The 18,263-nt window shown below is 66.0% G+C and carries 18 protein-coding genes; 9 read left to right on the forward strand and 9 right to left on the reverse strand.

The features are described from left to right. Positions 1 to 37 precede the first annotated feature (37 nt). Genes ASC89_RS10750 through ASC89_RS10765 form a run of 4 tightly spaced genes read left to right on the forward strand, consistent with a single transcriptional unit; the run spans position 38 to position 4,167 of the window. Positions 38 to 742, forward strand: coding sequence for a Crp/Fnr family transcriptional regulator (locus tag ASC89_RS10750; protein ID WP_055997539.1), 705 nt, complete (start codon positions 38 to 40; stop codon positions 740 to 742). A gap of 56 nt (positions 743 to 798) precedes the next feature. After that, positions 799 to 2,367, forward strand: a complete 1,569-nt coding sequence (gene guaA / locus ASC89_RS10755) for a glutamine-hydrolyzing GMP synthase (RefSeq protein WP_055997542.1) — start codon at positions 799 to 801, stop codon at positions 2,365 to 2,367. Then, positions 2,364 to 3,764 carry an alpha-L-fucosidase gene (locus tag ASC89_RS10760; protein ID WP_200940440.1) on the forward strand — a complete coding sequence of 467 codons (1,401 nt, stop codon included), beginning with the start codon at positions 2,364 to 2,366 and terminating at the stop codon, positions 3,762 to 3,764. Before guaA ends, ASC89_RS10760 begins: the two co-directional genes overlap by 4 nt. 4 nt (positions 3,765 to 3,768) lie before the next feature. Continuing rightward, a complete protein-coding gene (locus ASC89_RS10765; RefSeq protein WP_055997545.1) occupies positions 3,769 to 4,167 on the forward strand; it encodes a YbaN family protein in 399 nt (132 codons plus the stop codon). A gap of 108 nt (positions 4,168 to 4,275) precedes the next feature. Here the strand turns inward: ASC89_RS10765 and ASC89_RS10770 are convergent, their stop codons facing one another. Both ASC89_RS10770 and ASC89_RS10775 read right to left on the reverse strand, forming a co-directional pair. After that, positions 4,276 to 4,665, reverse strand: a complete 390-nt coding sequence (locus ASC89_RS10770) for a hypothetical protein (protein ID WP_055997552.1) — start codon at positions 4,663 to 4,665, stop codon at positions 4,276 to 4,278. Then, positions 4,640 to 5,557 carry an NAD(P)-dependent oxidoreductase gene (locus ASC89_RS10775; protein WP_055997555.1) on the reverse strand — a complete coding sequence of 306 codons (918 nt, stop codon included), beginning with the start codon at positions 5,555 to 5,557 and terminating at the stop codon, positions 4,640 to 4,642. The genes ASC89_RS10770 and ASC89_RS10775 overlap by 26 nt, the downstream gene beginning before the upstream one ends. A 54-nt stretch (positions 5,558 to 5,611) precedes the next feature. On the opposite strand from ASC89_RS10775, the gene ASC89_RS10780 reads away from it, so the two are divergent. Then, positions 5,612 to 6,028, forward strand: coding sequence for a helix-turn-helix domain-containing protein (locus ASC89_RS10780; RefSeq protein ID WP_244488437.1), 417 nt, complete (start codon positions 5,612 to 5,614; stop codon positions 6,026 to 6,028). A 46-nt stretch (positions 6,029 to 6,074) separates the two neighbouring features. Here the strand turns inward: ASC89_RS10780 and ASC89_RS10785 are convergent, their stop codons facing one another. Next, positions 6,075 to 6,494: a L,D-transpeptidase gene (locus tag ASC89_RS10785; RefSeq protein WP_200940441.1), complete on the reverse strand. Its 420-nt coding sequence runs from the start codon at positions 6,492 to 6,494 to the stop codon at positions 6,075 to 6,077. Between the two features lie 209 nt (positions 6,495 to 6,703). Here ASC89_RS10785 and ASC89_RS10790 point away from each other — a divergent pair, with 209 nt between their 5' ends. Then, a complete protein-coding gene (locus ASC89_RS10790; RefSeq protein ID WP_055997558.1) occupies positions 6,704 to 7,615 on the forward strand; it encodes a tetratricopeptide repeat protein in 912 nt (303 codons plus the stop codon). Between the two features lie 34 nt (positions 7,616 to 7,649). Then, a complete protein-coding gene (gene der / locus ASC89_RS10795) occupies positions 7,650 to 9,080 on the forward strand; it encodes a ribosome biogenesis GTPase Der (protein ID WP_055997562.1) in 1,431 nt (476 codons plus the stop codon). A gap of 36 nt (positions 9,081 to 9,116) precedes the next feature. Here der and ASC89_RS10800 read toward each other — a convergent pair whose 3' ends face one another. Continuing rightward, entirely contained in the window at positions 9,117 to 10,076 is a 960-nt protein-coding gene (locus ASC89_RS10800; protein WP_055997565.1) for an aldo/keto reductase, read from the reverse strand. Between the two features lie 135 nt (positions 10,077 to 10,211). Between ASC89_RS10800 and ASC89_RS10805 the strand changes: the two genes are divergently transcribed. Together ASC89_RS10805 and ASC89_RS10810 are read left to right on the forward strand one after the other, a co-directional pair. Continuing rightward, positions 10,212 to 11,093 (forward strand): AraC family transcriptional regulator, encoded by an 882-nt coding sequence (locus ASC89_RS10805; RefSeq protein WP_055997569.1) that lies wholly within the window; start codon positions 10,212 to 10,214, stop codon positions 11,091 to 11,093. A gap of 124 nt (positions 11,094 to 11,217) precedes the next feature. Continuing rightward, a complete protein-coding gene (locus tag ASC89_RS10810; RefSeq protein WP_055998005.1) occupies positions 11,218 to 12,480 on the forward strand; it encodes a hemolysin family protein in 1,263 nt (420 codons plus the stop codon). Positions 12,481 to 12,623: 143 nt separating this feature from the next. Here ASC89_RS10810 and ASC89_RS10815 read toward each other — a convergent pair whose 3' ends face one another. The 5 genes from ASC89_RS10815 to ASC89_RS10835 all read right to left on the reverse strand — a co-directional run bounded on the left by ASC89_RS10815 (position 12,624) and on the right by ASC89_RS10835 (position 18,209). After that, a complete protein-coding gene (locus tag ASC89_RS10815; RefSeq protein WP_055997572.1) occupies positions 12,624 to 13,358 on the reverse strand; it encodes an SDR family NAD(P)-dependent oxidoreductase in 735 nt (244 codons plus the stop codon). A 244-nt stretch (positions 13,359 to 13,602) separates the two neighbouring features. Beyond that, positions 13,603 to 15,093, reverse strand: coding sequence for an amidophosphoribosyltransferase (purF, locus tag ASC89_RS10820; protein WP_055997575.1), 1,491 nt, complete (start codon positions 15,091 to 15,093; stop codon positions 13,603 to 13,605). 92 nt (positions 15,094 to 15,185) lie between these two features. Further along, complete coding sequence (locus ASC89_RS10825) at positions 15,186 to 15,836, reverse strand: CvpA family protein (RefSeq protein ID WP_055879363.1); 651 nt, start codon at positions 15,834 to 15,836, stop codon at positions 15,186 to 15,188. A gap of 124 nt (positions 15,837 to 15,960) precedes the next feature. Next, positions 15,961 to 17,349, reverse strand: coding sequence for a DNA repair protein RadA (gene radA, locus ASC89_RS10830; protein WP_055879360.1), 1,389 nt, complete (start codon positions 17,347 to 17,349; stop codon positions 15,961 to 15,963). Between the two features lie 245 nt (positions 17,350 to 17,594). Further along, positions 17,595 to 18,209 (reverse strand): 2'-5' RNA ligase family protein, encoded by a 615-nt coding sequence (locus ASC89_RS10835; RefSeq protein WP_055997578.1) that lies wholly within the window; start codon positions 18,207 to 18,209, stop codon positions 17,595 to 17,597. Between the last annotated feature and the right edge of the window lie 54 nt (positions 18,210 to 18,263).

An 18,263-nucleotide genomic window follows, 5' to 3' on the forward strand; every position in this document is an offset into this window, starting at 1 on the left:
AGGCCCTCGGTCTCAGTGTTTGCTTTTGCGGTGCACCATGTCGGGCCTGGTTGATCAGTTGTTCGTGGGTTTCACCAACCCGGTCATCCTGTTTGGGCACTTCACCTACTTCCTGCTGATCGTCTCGATGCTGATGCGGCGCATGGTGTGGCTGAGAAGTTTTGCCGTAGCGTCGGGCGTCGCCAAGATCGTCTACCGGGCGTTCTTCGTGTTCGATCCGGTGAGTGTCCTGTGGGAAACCGTGTTCGTGCTGGTGAACATCGTCCAGCTCCTGCTGATCTGGTACTACGAGCGCCACCACCGCTTCACCGACGAGCATCGCCATTTCGTCGACAGCATGCCGCCCAGCGTGGAGCGCCGCGCCCTGAAGCGCCTGCTGGCCTTTGCCACAGTGCGTGAGGTCCCAGCCGACGAAGTGCTGGTGCGCGAAGGGGAGGTGGTCAAGGACCTGCTCTATGTCGCCAGTGGCGTCGCGCGGATCGAGAGCGCCGGCCGGATCATCGCAGTGTGCGGGCCGGGCGATTATCTCGGTGAGATGAGCTTCCTCAGCGGCGAGCCGGCAACCGCCACCGTAGTGGCATCCAGGCCGATGCGCGTGCTGGCCTTCGACCAGCAACGGCTGCACGTCGCGGTGGCCTCCGACGCCGCCATCCATCGCGCCATGGAAGCCGGATTGAACCGCAACCTCGTTGGCAAGCTGGTGCGCGCCAACACGACCAGGGTGGCACCCCTCTCGGCATAGGTGCCTTGACCGGGAGGAGGCTTGCACAATCCCCGTCCGGGCTTTATTTCCCCGCCATGACAGACATCGCCGCCGCCCCCGCCGAGTCCATTCTCATCATCGATTTCGGGTCCCAGGTGACCCAGCTGATCGCGCGCCGTCTGCGCGAGACTGGCGTCTACTGCGAAATCCATCCGTTCCAGAGCGCCGCCGAGGCCTTCGCCCGGCTGCAGCCGCAGGGCGTGATCTTTTCGGGCGGTCCTGCCTCGGTGACCGACGAGGGCAGCCCCCGCGCGCCGCAGGAAGTGTTCGATTCGGGCGTGCCGATCCTCGCCATCTGCTATGGCCAGCAGACCCTGGCGCTGCAGCAGGGCGGCAAGGTCGAAGGCGGCCACGCCCGCGAGTTCGGCCGCGCCGATGTCGAGATCAAGGAGCAGAGCCCGCTGTTCGATGGCTTCTGGAAAGTCGGCGGCCGTTACCCGGTGTGGATGAGCCACGGCGACCGCGTCACCGAGCTGCCCGAGGGCTTTACCGTCATCGGCACCTCAGAGAACGCGCCGTTCGCCATCGCGGTCAACGAGCGCAAGCGCTACTACACCACCATGTTCCACCCCGAGGTGGTGCACACTCCCGATGGCGGCAAGCTCCTCCAATCCTTCGTGCACAACATCGTCGGGCTCAAGTCCGACTGGACCATGTCGGCCTATCGCCAGCGCGCTGTCGACAAGATCCGCGCCCAGGTCGGCAAGGGCAGGGTGATCTGCGCGCTCTCGGGCGGCGTCGACAGCTCGGTCGCGGCGATCCTTATCCATGAAGCGATCGGCGACCAGCTGACCTGCGTGTTCGTCGATCACGGCCTGATGCGGATGAACGAGGCCGACGAAGTGGTCTCGATGTTCCGCGACCACTACAATATCCCGCTCGTTCATGTTGACGCCGCCGACAAGTTCATCGGTGCGCTCGAGGGCGAGGCGGACCCCGAGACCAAGCGCAAGACCATCGGCCGGCTGTTCATCGAAGTGTTCGAGGAAGAGGCCAAGAAGCTCGGCGGTGCGCAGTTCCTGGCGCAGGGCACGCTCTACCCCGATGTGATCGAGAGCGTCAGCTTCTCGGGCGGCCCGTCGGTCACCATCAAGTCGCACCACAATGTCGGCGGCCTGCCTGATCGTATGAACATGCAACTGGTCGAGCCGCTGCGGGAGCTGTTCAAGGACGAAGTCCGGGCGCTCGGCCGCGAACTCGGCTTGCCCGACCGCTTCGTCGGCCGCCACCCGTTCCCGGGCCCCGGCCTCGCCATCCGCCTGCCGGGCGGGGTAACCCGCGACAAGCTCGACATCCTCCGCCGCGCCGACGCCATCTATCTTGACGAGATCAGGAAGGCCGGGCTCTACGACAAGATCTGGCAGGCCTTCGCCGTGCTGCTGCCGGTGCAGACCGTCGGCGTGATGGGCGATGGCCGCACCTACGAGTTCGTGTGCGCGCTGCGCGCCGTCACCTCGGTCGACGGCATGACCGCGGATTTCTTCCCCTACGACATGAACTTCCTCGGCCGCGCCGCCACCCGTATCATCAACGAAGTGCGCGGCATCAACCGGGTGGTCTACGACGTGACGTCAAAGCCGCCCGGCACCATCGAGTGGGAGTGAGTTCGCTAAGCCGCATCGCCGAGGCCTCGTCGGTTCGGCCGACGCCGCGGCAACTGGCCTGGCAGCAGCTGGAATTCTACGGCTTCATCCATTTCGGCATGAACACCATGACCGATCGGGAATGGGGCCTCGGGCACGAGGATCCCGCCCTGTTCGATCCGGCGCAGCTGGATGCGGACCAGTGGGTCGAGAGCCTCGCCTCGGCCGGCATGCGCGGCCTGATCCTCACCTGCAAGCACCATGACGGGTACTGCCTGTGGCCGAGTGCGGTCACGCGGCACTCGGTGGCGTCCAGCCCGTGGAGGGTTGGCGGTGGGGACCTGGTGGCGGAAGTCTCGGCGGCCTGCGCGCGTCGTGGCATGAAGTTCGGCGTCTACCTGTCCCCATGGGACCGCACCGAGCCTGCGTACGGCACCGGGGTCGGCTACGACGACTTTTTCGTCGCGCAACTGCGGGAACTGCTCTCGGGCTATGGCCCGATCTTCTCGGTCTGGTTCGATGGCGCCAACGGCGAAGGCGCCACCGGGAGGAAGCAGTATTACGACTGGGACCGCTACTTTGCCGTGGTCCGGGAGTTGCAGCCCGATGCGGTGATCAGCGTCTGCGGCCCCGACGTGCGCTGGTGCGGCAACGAGGCCGGGCACACCCGGCCCAACGAGTGGAGCGTGGTGCCTGCCTCGCTGCGGGACGCCGAACGCACCGCGTCAAACTCGCAGCAGGTCGATGACGGCAGGTTCTCGCGCCTCGTGCGTTCGGACGAACAGGACCTGGGGAGCCGGGCGGCCATCGGCGCCTCGAGCGATCAGCTCGTCTGGTACCCCGCCGAGGTGAATACCTCGATCCGGCCGGGTTGGTTTCACCACGCCAGGGAAGACGCCGAGGTCCGCTCCGCCGACGAGCTGTTCGACATCTACCGCGCATCCGTCGGCGGCAACGCCACGTTCCTGCTCAACGTGCCGCCGGACCGCGCCGGCCTCGTCAGTGCGGCAGATCGGCTCGTGCTGTCGCAATTGGGAAAGCGCATTACGGGCCTCTACGACGCCGACATCGCCCCAGCGGCCACCGTGTCGCCCGCTGGAGCCCTGGACCAGGAAGGCGCATGGATCGTCGACTCCACCGGCGCCAGCCTCGTTCTGTCGTGGCCGGAGCCGAGGCGGATCGCTGGCGTGATCGTCGATGAGGACATCGCCCTGGGCCAGCAGGTCGAACGACTTCAGGTGGAGGTCCGAACATCAGGTGATCGATGGCTTCCGGTCGCCGAGTGCGGCTCGGTCGGTTATCGCCGGATCATCTCGTTCCCCGCCGTGGAGACCGACGTGGTCAGGCTGTCGGTCACCGCCGCGCGGGGGCCGGCACGACTGCGAAGCCGGGTCTTGCAGGCCGGGGAGGCTGGCTGATCTCATGGAGCAGGACCGTCCAGACGGGGTCTCGGCCCGCATGGTGCGCCTCGGGTATCTCGTCGCTGGCTTCGCCCTTCTCGCGCTCGGCATCATCGGCGCTTTCCTGCCGCTGATGCCGACGACCATCTTCGTCATTCTTGCCGCCGGCTGCTTTGCCCGCTCCAATCGCCGGGTCGAGGCATGGTTGCTCAATCACAAGAGTTTCGGCCCGACCATCAAGGCCTGGCGGGCCGAGGGCGCCATCTCGCGGCACGGCAAGTCGCTGGCCACGGGCGGCATGGTGCTCGGCTATGTGCTGTTCCTGATCGGCGCGCGCCCCGACCTGCCGCTGGCGCTCTTCGTCCTCACGGTCTTCGTCGCCTGCGCCTGGTACGTGCTGTCGCGGCCTGAGCCGTCGTGATGCCCGAGGGCGCAGCCGGGCTTTAGCACGCGGCCACATAGAGTGTTTCGCGGCCCTCGGGGCACCGTGAGGCCTCAGTAGAAGGGGCCATCGTCGGTAGGTGTCCGGCTATGCGTCCTTCCTCATCAGTGCGTCCTGGCTCGTCAGCGGCCCGAAAAAGCCGATGACGCGGGTTACTCGCTTCTGGTTGGGGTCGAGGAAGGCGATGTCCAAACCCTCGGGGAGAGACGATCCGTCGAGCATCACAAACTTCCAGGCAAAGCGCGCGACCCCATGATGAACATCCACATCGCTCGTCCGAACAATCCGGGCGCCGGGATGCCTGGTCTGAATGCTGGCGATATGCGCGAGCAGCTCTTCCGCACCAGCGGCATGGACCGTGGGATCGGTGTAAGTGGCGCCATCGCCCCATATCGGCAGCAGTAACTCTCGTCGCTGCTGGGCATCTTCTCGAGACCACGCGGCGCAGTACCTATCGACGAGCAGCGGCAACGACATTCTGTGTGCCTCCGGACTTTCCCATGAATTGCGATAACGCCGCGAAATCATCCTGCAGGTGGCCAGCGGCAATCGCCCTTTGGAACATCGCGTCGTAAGCGTCGACCACCGAGCGGTCGATCGCGCGGGCGTCCATAACCTCCAGCAGGTGCTGGAATGCGCTGTAGTGCGGGGAGATCGACGAGAGCGTCTCGTCGTCGCTGGCAAAGCGGCCGGCTTTCGTCCGCTTGATGAGGTCGGCGACGAGGCCATCGACAACAGGCGCTGTTGCGCTCCACTGCCTCGCCAGCTCGCTGAGGTCGATCTCTTCGGCTTGGCTCACCGCGATTGCATGGAGAGCTCCGAACAGCGCGCCCCACATCAGCGCCAGCAGCGCGCTGTCGAGTGCATTGGCCCGCCCCGGGTCGTCCCCGACATGCTGAACATTGCCGCCCAGGGCACGAAACATGTCCGGGTTCGCGTCGAAGCTCGGCCTTGGTCCCGAGATCAGGATCGTGCCGGCCTCGGTGCCGATGAAATCCGGTGTGGCCATCATCGCGCCGTCGAGGTAGCTGGCCCCGTGCCCAGCAAACCAGTTATGAGCCTCGCGCGCTCCACCCGGCGTTCCGGAGGTGAGTTGCACGATCAGCTTGCCGCGTAGGGCCGAGGCAACAGCATCGTCGCGTAGGAGGGCGGCAGCCGCCTCATAGTCGGTTACGCACACGATGATGATCTCAGCCGCACTGACGACCTCCGGGATGGACGCCGCGACGGTGGCGCCGAGCGCGGCCAGCGCTTCAGCCTTTGGCTTCGTCCTGTTCCAGACCGTAGTCCGGTATCCTGACTCAAGCAGGGCTCGGGCGAGAGCCGATCCCATACGACCCGTTCCTACGACACCGATTGAAAGCTTCATTGCAACACCCCATCTCGATTGCTTGCCGGTGACGCAGAGCTGGGGTGCGGGGCGATGAGCGCCAATACGCACGGCGGCGTAAGTGGTTACCTCTGGGTAAGGGAAGATGAGATGCCTGCGGAAAATGGATTCTCGACGGCGATGAGGATGGTCTCCGGCAAGTGGAAGATAGATATCCTCTGCGAACTCGGAGCAGCGCCACGCAGGTTCGGCCGGTTGCGGCAGTCGATTCCGGCGATCAGTGAAAAGGTGCTGACGCAGCACCTTCGGGAACTGGAGGCTGACGGGCTGGTGCACCGAACGGTCCATCCCGGATCGTCGATAAAAGTGGTCTATTCGCTGACCGAGAGCGGAGCGGCGCTCAATGCCGGAGCGGCGGGGCTATGCAGCTGGGGTGAGCAATTCCCTTCCCCCACCCGTGTTGCGCAATCCGGCAACGTCGGGGCGCCCTCGAGCTGCTCGGTCCGCTAGCAATCGCATCGGGCAGCGGTGCGTGCACCCGCGCCGACCACTGCTGTCAGCCCTTCACCCGAATGCTCACATTGCCGCTGCCGTGCTGCAGCACCAGGTTGTAGAGCCGGCGGGCGTTCTCGGGGGAGAGGCGGACGCAGCCATGCGAGGCGACGCGTCCCAGGCGCTTGGTGTCATAGGTGCCATGAATGGCGTAGCCGCCGCGAAAGAAGATCGAATACGGCATCGGCGACCAGTCGTATTTCTTGGAATAGTACTCCTTGTACATCCGCTGTACGCCATAGCTGCCCTTGGGCGTGGTGTAGCCTTTGCGGCCGGTAGAAACGTCGAAACTGTATTTCGTCGCGCCGCCCACCGACACCCGCATGTGCTGATCCGATAGGTCGATGACGATGGAGACGTTGGCGGCGGCGGCGGGTGTTGCAATGGCGAGAAAGGCAACAAGCAGTAAAACGCGGCTGAACATCTTGATGAACTCGAACTGGCGCTGTCGAAAGCTTCGCGCCAGCCCGTTGCAGACAGATTAATTTGCTTGCTTGCATCTGCAACTTCACGCGCTCGTGACCCCTGGTGAGCATGGCGTGTCCGTTGGGAACACCCGCGTCTGCGGGTTTGCATTCGCGCGGACGCCTCACTATGGTGCGCCGAAATTCGACCCCGTTTCACTTGAGCTTCATGTCCAACGAAAACATCATTCGCGAAATCGACGAGGAACTGCGCAGCGACCGCGCGCGCAACCTGTGGCGTCGGTTCGGCCCCTATGTGATCGGCGCGGCCGTAGCCATCGTCCTTATCGTGGCGGTGAAAGAGGGCTGGGACTGGTGGCAGAACTCGAACTCGGCCCAGTCGTCGGACCAGTTCTATGCGGCGCTGCAGCTGGCCGACGGCACCGATGCCGAGGCAGCCAAGAAGGCGCTCGACGAGGTGATCGCGGCCAACCACGGCGGCTATCCGGTGCTCGCGCGCTTCCGCGAAGCCGCGCTGCTGGCCAAGGATGGCAAGACCGCCGAGGCGGTGGCGGCCTATGACGCCCTCGCCGCCGGTCAGCCCAACAAGTATCTGCGCGAACTGGCGCTGGTGCTCGCCGCGAACCTTTTGGTCGACGGTGGTGATGTCGCCCAGGTCGAGCAGCGCGTCGGCGGCCTCGTCGGTTCGGCCAGCCCGATGCGCAACGCCGCCCGCGAGGCGCTGGGCCTCACCAAGTACAAGGCCGGCGATCTTGCCGGTGCCCGCCAGAGCTTCGAAGATGCGGCCAACGATCCGCAGGCGAGCCAGGAGCTGCGCAGCCGGCTGACCGTCTATCTGGCGCAACTGGTGGCCGAGGGCGTCGCCCCGCCGGTGGCGGAAGCTGCCGCGACCGAGACGCCTGTGGTCGTTGACCCTGCTACCGCCGCGCCGGCTGCGACTTCGGTCGGCGACGGACCGGCGCTCGATACCGCTCCGGCGCCCGAGGCTGCTCCCGCCATGGAGGCGCCGGCGATGCAGGCTGCTCCCGCGATGGAAGCCGTCCCGCCCGCGTCCACGGACGCACCCGCGTCCACGGACGCACCCGCGTCCACCGAAGCACCTGCCGCGCCCGCGAACTGAGGTTCGCGTCCGGCTCTAAATACTGGGGTCTCGCTTGACCGTTACCGTCGCCATTGTCGGCCGTCCCAATGTCGGCAAGTCGACGCTGTTCAACCGGCTCGTCGGGCGTAAGATCGCGCTCGTCGACGATACGCCGGGCGTCACCCGCGATCGTCGTGAAGCCGAGGGTCGTATCGCCGACCTGCGCTTCAAGGTGCTCGACACCGCCGGCTACGAAGACAAGACCGACGGTTCGCTCGAAGATCGGATGCGCCAGCAGACCGAGATCGCCATCCGCGATGCCGACGTCATCCTGTTCATGATCGACGCGCGGGCAGGGGTGATGCCGCTCGACGAGCGCTTCGCCCAGGTGTTGCGCCGTGCCGGCAAGGACGTGCACCTGATCGCCAACAAGGCAGAAGGCAAGGCCGCCGATCCGGGCCTGTTGGAGGCGTACAATCTCGGCTTCGGCGAACCCGTGGCGCTCTCTGCCGAACATGGCCTCGGTCTCTCCGACCTGCACGCCATTGTTTCGAAAGCCGTGGATGCGGCCGCCGAGAAGGCTGAGGCCAGGGCGCCGTCGCTGGATGTGATGCCCGAAGTCGATGTCGACCTGCCGGTCGATGACGGCTCGACCGAGGAGGGCCCGGTCAAGCGCTGGGATCCCAAGCGCCACCTCAATGTCGCGATCATCGGCCGCCCGAACGCCGGCAAGTCCACGCTGATCAACCGCATGGTCGGCGAAGACCGCCTGCTGACCGGGCCGGAAGCCGGCATCACCCGCGATTCCATCCTCGTGCCGTGGGAGTACGAGGGCCGGACCATCAACCTGGTCGATACCGCCGGCATGCGCCGCAAGGCGCGCATCGAACAAAAGCTCGAAAAGCTCGCGGTCAGCGATTCCCTCCGCTCGATCCAGTATGCCGAAGTGGTGGTGCTGCTGCTCGATGCGCAGATCCCGTTCGAAAAGCAGGACCTGACGCTGGCCGATCTGGTTGAGCGCGAAGGCCGCGCCCTGGTGATCGCTGTCAACAAGTGGGACACCATCGAGGACAAGAATGCCAAACTCGCCGAGCTGCGCGAGCAGTGCGAGCGCTACCTGCCGCAGCTCAAGGGCATCCCGCTGGTTACCATCTCGGGCCTGCAGGGCCGCAACATCGACAAGCTGATGTCCGCGATCTTCGCCATCGAGCGCAAGTGGAACAGCCACGTCTCGACGGCGCGGCTCAACCGCTGGCTGAGCGGCATGACCGAAAGCCATCCGCCGCCGGCCGTCTCGGGGCGTCGCCTGAAGCTGCGCTACATGACGCAGGCCAAGATCCGGCCGCCGAGCTTCATCCTGTTCGCCTCGCGCCCCGAAGCCGTGCCGAACGCCTACCAGCGCTACCTGGTCAATGGCCTGCGCGACGCCTTCGACATGCCCGGCACCCCGATCCGACTGTGGCTGCGGGGCGGCAAGAACCCGTTCGACAAGAGCGATAAGTAGCGGCGGCGGTCGCCGTGACGGCCGCCGCCACCTGGCCTAAATCCACTGCGGGACCGCACTCGCATAGCGTGCACCAACGTCGCCGTCCGGGAGGATCTCCCTGATCCGCGCGAGATCTTGGGCGCTTAGGGTCAGATCCGCGCTGGCAACATTCTCCTCAAGCCGTGCGATCTGTCGTGTGCCCGGGATCGGCACAATGTCGTCGCCCTGCGCCAGCAGCCAGGCCAGGGCCAACTGGGATACCGTGGCGCCCTTGCTGGCAGCGAGATCGGTCAGCTGCCGCACCGCCGCGACGTTCTTCTCGTAGTTGCCGGGCTGCCAGCGCGGGTCATGTCGGCGCATGTCGTTCTCCTCGTACTCGGCGGCCGGCTTGACCGCGCCGGTGAGGAAGCCGCGGCCGAGCGGCGAGTAGGGAACAAAGCCGATCCCCAGTTCGCGGGTCACCGGCAGCAGCGCCTCCACATCGCGCTCGAACACCGAGTACTCGGTCTGCAGCATGGTCACCGGGTGCACCGCGTGCGCCTTGCGGATCGTCTGCGGGCCGGCCTCGCTCAGCCCGAAATACTTGACCTTGCCTTCGCCAATGAGGTCGCTGACGGTGCCGGCGACATCTTCGATCGGCACGTTCGGATCGACGCGGTGCTGGTAGAGCACGTCGATGACCTCGACGCCGAGGTTGCGCAGGCTGTTCTCGGCGACCTCACGGATGTGTTCGGGGCGGCTGTCGGTGCCGTAGGAGCGGGTGAAGCCGAACTTGGTGGCGATGACGATGTCGTCCCGGAATCCCTTGACCGCGCGCCCGATGAACTTCTCGTTTTCGCCCCAACCGTATAGCTCGGCTGTATCGAAGAAGGTGACGCCAAGTTCGTAGGCGCGTTGGACCGTCTGCAGCCCGGCCGTTTCGTCGGCGGCTCCATAGGCGAGGTGGAAGCCCATGGCACCGTAGCCAATGGCGGAAACTTCGGGGCCGTTGGCGCCCAGGGTGCGTTTTTGCATGCTGCGGTTCCTCTCGTGATGGCAGGCCCGGAATGTAGGGTGGCGCAGGGCCGAGCCGATGCCCGATGGTCCCGAATGATTGCCTGATCCTGCTGGTCGCTTGACCTTTCCGGGCAATCGAGGTCCCGTACTCCGATGATCGAACTCGCTGAACTGCGCGCCGCCGCCCTCAGGCATGCCGGCTCTGTCCATCCCGCGTTGCCGAGGCTGCGCGTCTACCGGCTCGACCAGCCGACCGAGCCGGCGGCGCTGGTCTACGATCCCGTGGTTTGCCTGGTGCTGCAGGGCGCCAAGCGCACCTTCATCGGCAACCAGGTGCTGGAGTACGGCGCCGGCGCCTGCATCATCGTCGCCGCCGAACTCACCGCCATGGGCCAGATCAGCGAGGCTTCGCCGGCCGAACCCTACCTTGCGGTCAACCTCAACCTCGACCCGGCGGTGATCTCCTCCCTGCTGCTCGACATGGGCGGGATGGCCGAGCCAACGGCGGCCCCGGGCTTTGGCGTCAGCCAGGCGAGCCCGGCATTGCTCGATACCTGGCGGCGGCTGGTGGACCTGCTCGATCGGCCAGAGGAAATCCGCGTCATGGGGCCCAACCTCGAGCACGAGCTGATGTTCCGCCTGCTGACCGGACCGCAGGGCGCGCTGCTGCGGCAGATCGCCGGCTCCGACTCGCGCCTTTCCCACATCCGCCGGTCGATGGCCTGGGTGCGCCAGCATTTCGCCGAACATCTGAGTGTCGAGGCGATGGCAACAGTCGCCGGCATGAGCGTTTCGGTGTTTCACCGCCGCTTCAAGGCAGTGACCGGGCTCAGCCCATTGCAATACCAGAAGCATATCCGCCTGCACGAGGCACGCCGGCGCCTCGTCATTGAGCACGCGGAGGCGGGCACGGTGGGGTACGCTGTCGGATACGAAAGCGCGTCGCAGTTCAGCCGTGAGTACAAGCGCCTGTTCGGCGCGCCGCCCCGCCGCGACGCTGATGCCCTCCAGACGATCGTCGACGCCAGCCCGTAGTCGAACCGGCGCAACAGAACATCGCATTGCGCCCAACCTGAACGCGGCTATACTCCCGGCCTCTTAAGCGACCCGATGCTGAGTGCGGGGCCGCAACCTTGAAACGACATTGTTCCTCGAAATTCTGATTGTCGCCGTCCTGACGCTGGTCAACGGCCTGCTTGCAATGAGCGAACTGGCGGTGGTCTCCTCCCGCCCGGCCCGCCTCAAAGTCCTCGCCGCCGAAGGTAAGCGCGGCGCCACCGTGGCGCTGAAGCTGCAGGAGGACCCCGGCAAGTTCCTCTCCTCGGTGCAGATCGGCATCACCCTCGTCGGCGTACTCTCGGGTGCGTTCTCCGGCGCCACGCTCGGTGAGCGCCTCGGTGACACCTTGATTGGCGCCGGCATCAACCCCACCGTCGCCGCGCCGCTCGGCGTCGGCATCGTGGTCATCATCATCACCTACCTGTCGCTGATCGTCGGCGAGTTGGTGCCCAAGCAGATCGCGCTGCGCGATTCCGAGGGGGTCGCCGCACGGGTGGCGCCGGCGATGGCGCTCATCGCCTCGATTGCGGCGCCGCTGGTCTGGCTGCTCGACATCTCGGGCAAGCTGGTGCTGCGCCTGCTCGGCCAGAGCGGCGAGACCGACGAACGGGTGACCGACGAGGAGGTAAAAACCCTCATTGCCGAGGCCGAGCATGCCGGCGTGCTCGAGACCGAAGAGCGTCACATGATCTCGGGCGTCATGCGGTTTGCCGACCGTTCGGCCCGCGGCCTGATGACCCCGCGTCTCGATGTCGAGCTCATTGACCTGAGCGAGACGCAGGAAGAAATGATCGAAAAACTCCGCGCCACCCGCCACTCGGTGCTGCCGGTGCAGGACGGGGCGGTGGATACGATCGTCGGCGTGATCGTCCGCAAGGACCTGGTCGAGAACGTCCTGGCCCGCGAGCCGCTGGACATGCGTACTCTGGTCAAGCAGGCGCCCGTAGTGATGGATCGCTCCAGCGCGCTCGATGTGCTCAAGGCCATCCGTGGCTCGCTGGTGCACATGGCGCTGGTGTTCGACGAATACGGCCACTTCGAAGGCATCGTCACGCCCGGCGACATCCTCGAAGCGATCACTGGCGCGTTCCAGGAAGAAGAGGGCGACGAGAAGGCCTATGTCACCCGCCAGGATGGCTCATACCTCGTCTCGGGCTGGATGCAGGTCGACGAGTTCCAGGCGCATCTGGGCGTGCCCGTGCCCAAGGACGCCAAGTTCGAGACCGTCGCTGGTTTTGTGTTGGCCGAACTCAATCACCTGCCGGCAGTGGGCGAGACGTTCGAGCGCGGCCACTGGCGCTTCGAGGTGCTGGACCTCGATGGCCGCCGCATCGACAAGATCCTGGTGACGCGGCTGAACTAGGCGGTTCCCGTCTGCGCTCCAAACGCGCCGTTATCACCGGGTCATTCCCGCGAAAGCGGGAACCTCCGTTTGCGGTGCCTGCGGCCAGACGCAGATCCCCGCTTTCGCGGGGATGACCCGGTACAGGCGACTCTGCGACGGGCCTAGAGCGGCCGCAGCTCCGACTTCTCCCAGTCGAACAGCATGCGGTTCTCGGTGAACTCCGGCGCGATCATGTCGATCAGCTTGGGGGTCAGTGCCGCGGGGCGGGGCAGGGTGTCGGGGTTCTCGCCCGGCATCGCCTTGGCCCGCATCGCGGTGCGCACGGCGCCCGGATAGAACACGTTGACCCGCACCGGCGTGATGCCGCCGACTTCGGCCGCGTAGCTCTTGGCCAGCGCCTCGACTGCCGCCTTGCTCGCCGCATACGGGCCCCAGTTGGCCCGCGCCGAGCGCGCCGACGACGAGGAGACGATCACCACGCGGCCCGCCACCGACTGGCGCAGCAGCAGGTCGAGCGAGCGGATCAGCCGGTAATTGGCGGTGACGTTGAGACCCATCATTTTGTCGAACTCCCTGGGCTCGACATGCGCCAGCGGGCGCAGCTCGCTCAGCATCGCCGCATTGGCGACGAACCCGTCGAGGTGCCCCCAGCGCTCGAAGATCGCATGCCCGAGCCGGTCGATGCCGTCGAAATCGCTGAGGTCCATCGGCACCAGCGTGGTGCTGCTGCCGGCTTGCTGGATCTCGTCGTCGAGTTCTTCCAGCCCACCGATGGTGCGCGCCACGGCAATCACATGCGCCCCGCGCCGCCCCGCTTCGAGCGCCGCCTGATAGCCGATGCCGCGCGACGCGCCGGTAACGAGGACGATCTTGCCGGCAAGCGAGTTGGTGGTCATGCGTGAGATTCCCTGGAGTTTCGGCCCGGGTTCTAGCGGGGGAGCTGAATGTGGGGAAGGGTAAAGGTGTCACAGCGATGGCCGGCATGCCGGTGGCTGTGGACCCCCACCCTTGATCCCTCCCCGCAAGGGGGAGGGAGACGACAGTCTCAATGTCAGTGTAGGGGTCTCCCTCACCCTTGCGGGGAGGGGACAGGGGTGGGGGTCAGCGCGCGCCGGATTTCTGGATCATTCCAGAACCCCGTCAGCTCGCTTCCTTCATCAGCGACAGCGTCTTCGGATCGTTCTTGCTGCGGCCATTGAGGTCGGTGAGCTTGGTCGGGTAGTCGCCGGTGAAATGGTGGTCGGTGAACTGCGGGCTCAGCGGGTTGCGCTTCACTCCGCCGACCGCGTCGTAGAGCCCGTCGATCGAGAGGAACGCCAGTGAATCCGCGCCGATGAACCGGCACATCGACTCGAGGTCGGGGTGCTGGTTGGCGAGCAGGTTCTCGGGGTCCGGCGTGTCGATGCCGTAATAGTCGGAGTAAAAGATCATCGGCGAGGCGACGCGGATATGCACCTCGCGCGCGCCGGCTTCGCGGATCATCTGCACGATCTTCACCGAGGTGGTGCCGCGCACGATGGAATCATCGATCAGGACCACACGCTTGCCTTCGATCTCGGCCCGGTTGGCCGAGTGCTTCAGCTTCACGCCAAAGGCGCGGATCGACTGGGTTGGCTCGATGAAGGTGCGGCCGACATAGTGGTTGCGGATGATGCCGAGCTCGAACGGGATGCCGCTCGCCTGCGCATAGCCGATCGCCGCTGGCGTGCCGCCATCGGGCACCGGCACCACGACGTCGGCTTCGACCGGCGCTTCCTTGGCGAGGTTGATGCCCATGCGCTTGCGCGCCGAATAGACCGGGCGGCCGGCGACGATCGAGTCCGGACGGGCGAAGTAGACATACTCGAACAGGCAGATGCGCTCGGGGCGGGGGGCTAACGGCTTCACCGAGTCGATGGTGATGGTGCCATCCGGCTGGGTCTCGCAGATCACCACTTCGCCGTTCTCGACATCGCGTACGAACTTGGCGCCGATAATGTCGAGCGCACAGGTCTCCGACGCAAAGATCGGCTTGCCGTCTAGATCGCCCAGCACCAGCGGGCGGATGCCGTTGGCATCGCGTGCGCCGATCAGCTTGGTGCGGGTCATCGCCACCAGCGCGAACGCGCCCTCGAGATGCATCAGGGCATCGATGAAGCGATCCGAGGAGGCGATTTTCTTGGAGCGGGCGATCAGGTGCAGCACCACCTCGGTGTCCGAGGTCGACTGGCAGATGGCGCCCTGTGAGATCAGTTGCTTCCTGAGCGTCAGGCCGTTGGTGAAGTTGCCGTTATGGGCGATGGCGATGCCACCGACTTCCAGTTCGGCGAACAGCGGCTGCACGTTACGCAGGATCGTCTCGCCAGTGGTCGAGTAGCGCACATGGCCCATGGCGAGGTGGCCGGGCAGGCGTCCGACAGTCGCCGGGTCGGTAAAGTGATCGCCGACGAGGCCGAGCTGGCGTTCCGAATGGAACTGTTTGCCGTCGAAGCTGACGATGCCCGCCGCTTCCTGTCCGCGGTGTTGCAGCGCGTGCAGGCCAAGCGCGGTGAGGGTTGCGGCCTCGGGGTGGCCGAGGATGCCGAACACGCCGCACTCCTCGCGCAGCGTATCATGGTCCCATTCCGCGATCGGTTTGGCGTTCTGGGTCATCGGGCACCTCCAGGGTTCAGGTCGGGCCAAACAAGACGGGACCGCAGATGCGGCCCCGTTCACGAATATGCAATGCGCTCACCCGAATTTCATCAGGCGTTGGGCGCGGCCCCCTCGGCCGGCGGCTCCAGCGGCGCGTCGTTCTCGAGCTGGTCGGTGCCCTCTTCGTTGGGCACGTCGGCATCCGGCGTCGGCACGTCGTCAGGCGACGCATCCTCGCCCGTGCCGCCACCGGCGCCACGCTGCAGGATGTCGGTGACCTGCTTCTCGAGATCAGGCGGCAACAGCGCGATCAGGCTGTCGCCGAAATTGCGAAGGATCGGCAGCGAGCGCGACTCGGCCGCCCAGGAGGGCAGGTTCGAGGGCATCAGCCACAGCCCGAAGATCACCACGATCACCGCAATCAGCACGCCACGGGCGACGCCGAAGATGAACCCCAACGTGCGGTCGAGCGGCCCGACGCGGCTGTCGACGACGAAATCGGCGATCCGCATGGTGATCAGGTGGAGGATGATCAGCGCCACGATGAAGGTGCCGAGCACCGTCACGATGTCGGCCACGATCGGCTCGGCGATATAGCCGCGCGCGATCTCTTTGTGGTTGAAATAGGCATAGGCGGCAATCGCCGCGGAGCCCGCCCAGGTCGCTAACGACAGGATTTCACGCGTGAATCCACGGGCCGTAGCCAGGATCGCCGAAATCAGGACGAGAACGCCGATGCCGACGTCAAATGCAGTCAACATAGAGAAAATCCGCCCCTGGGACCCGCTTCAGGGTCCCGTGTAACCATTAATCGTGGCAAAGCCAAGCACGGAGGATGAGGTGCATGGCCGATGTTCACGGAAAGCAGAAGGCGTGGCCAAAGCGCTACTCTGCCGCCTGCCGCTGACCACGGGCCGCGATACGTCCGATGAGCTCGGCGAGCTCGGCATACTCGCCCACGGCGATGCCGTTGGGCACGTCGCCCTTGCCCAGCCGACCGGTTACCGCGCCCAGGAAACCGAGCTTCTGCGCCTCACGCAGGCGCTGCGCCGCATGGGCCACCGGGCGTACGCCGCCGGCCAGCGAGATCTCGCCGAAATAGACATTGGACGAGGGGAGTGGCGAGCCGGTCAGTGACGAGATCAGCGCCGCCGCCACCGCCAGGTCGGCCGCCGGCTCGTTGATTTTCAGCCCGCCCGCGACGTTGAGATAGATGTCGTTGGCGCCGATCCGTACCCCGCAGCGCGTCTCCAGCACCGCCAGCACCATCGAGAGCCGTGACGAATCCCAGCCGATCACCGCGCGGCGCGGCGTACCGAGCGGCGAGGGCGAGACCAGCGCCTGCACTTCACACAGCATCGGGCGTGTGCCTTCCATGCCGGCGAACACGGCGGAGCCCGCCGCGTCCTTGTCGCGTTGGTCGAGGAACAACGCCGAGGGGTTGGCCACTTCGCGCAGGCCCAGCGTCGACATCTCGAACACGCCGATTTCGTCGGTGGCGCCATAGCGATTCTTCACGCCGCGCAGAATGCGGAAGGTGTGGCTGGAGTCGCCCTCGAAATACAGCACCGCGTCGACCAGGTGTTCGACGACGCGCGGTCCGGCAATCTGTCCGTCCTTGGTGACGTGTCCGACCAGCACCACGGCGGCGCCGGATTTCTTGGCGAAGCGGGTCAGCGCCTGCGCCGAGGTGCGCACCTGGGTGACGGTACCCGGAGCGCTCTCGACCCGGTCGGTCCACAGCGTCTGGATCGAATCGATGATCACCAGGTCCGGCGGCGGGCCGTTCTGCAGCGTGGCGAGGATGATCTCGACATTGGTCTCGGATGCCAGCAGCACGGGACGATCGCCCAGCTCCAGCCGCTGCGCCCGGAGCCGGATCTGCGCCACCGCTTCTTCGCCGGAGACATAGACGATGCGCCGGCCGCGTTCGGCCAGCGCGGCCGCCGCCTGCAGCAACAGGGTGGATTTGCCGATGCCCGGATCGCCACCGATCAGCACCGCCGAGCCCATGACGAAGCCGCCGCCGGTCACCCGATCGAGCTCGCCGATGCCGGTCTCGACCCGCGCCGCCGTCTCGGTTTCACCGGCCAGCGGCAGCAACTCGATCGGCCGGCCACCGGCGATTGCCGATTTCGGCCCGGCGCCGACGCCCGAATCGACGATCTCCTCGACGATGGTGTTCCACTCGCCGCACGCCTCGCACCGCCCCTGCCACTTGGTGGTCAGAGCGCCACAGGCCTGGCAGACATAGGAGGTTTTGGTACGCGCCATGAGATGCCCCGGAGGAGTCGACGACAGGTAGCCGACTATGGGGGCAAAGGCAAGAACGAAGAGTGAACAACCGGCGGCCGCAGTCACCGTCTCATCTCCCCTTTGCGGGGGAGAATTCCAAGGGGCCCATGCGCCAACTGATGGATGGGTCCCAGCTTTCGCTGGCATGACACGCGGTGGGGGCGGAGGCCCTGTGCCTCCCATCGGCGCCAACGGGGAGATGGGCTGGTGGAGCGTCCGTGCCTTCACCGCCGTGGCCACTCCCCGATCACCTCATACCGTCCCTGCCCATAAAAACTGCGGACCAGCGCGAACCCGTCCACCCGCAATGTCGGCGGCCGCTCCAGCACCACCTCGGGCGCGTGCACCCGGTCGTAGCAGAGCGTCAGGTGGAACGCCTCGCTGGCGGCCGAGCGCACCTCGAAGCCGCGCTCCAGCATGCCCCAGCGCAGCAGCCGGGCCAGCTCCACCAGCGGCGTGTCCGAACCGGGCCTGAGCACCAATGGTGGCGAGCCCACCTTGCGGCGGAAGCTGGCGAGCCGGGTGAGGGCGATATCAAATGGCTGAAAGCCGATCGCCTCACCGGTCGCCATCGCCACCGCGAGATCGCTGCCGCTCAGTTCCTGGTAGAAGCCGACGCCGACCAGCGAGATATGGAGCGTCGTTGCCGGCAACAGCGCCGCCGTGATGCCGTAGAGGCGCCGCTGCTCGTCGACAATCTCCTGCAATGCCGGGCGGATCCGGCCACCGACCAGCACCGCGAAGAAGACCGGGTCGCGCCCCTGTCGTGGCGGCACCCTGATCGACTTGAGCGGCCGCGTGTCCTCAGCGAACATCGACAGCTGTGGCAGATCGGTCATCTCATCGGTCCTCCGGCTTAGGGACACACAAGGAACCAGTGAGGCCGAACGGGA

The organism is Devosia sp. Root413D1 (assembly GCF_001425235.1).
Lineage (GTDB): Bacteria > Pseudomonadota > Alphaproteobacteria > Rhizobiales > Devosiaceae > Devosia_A.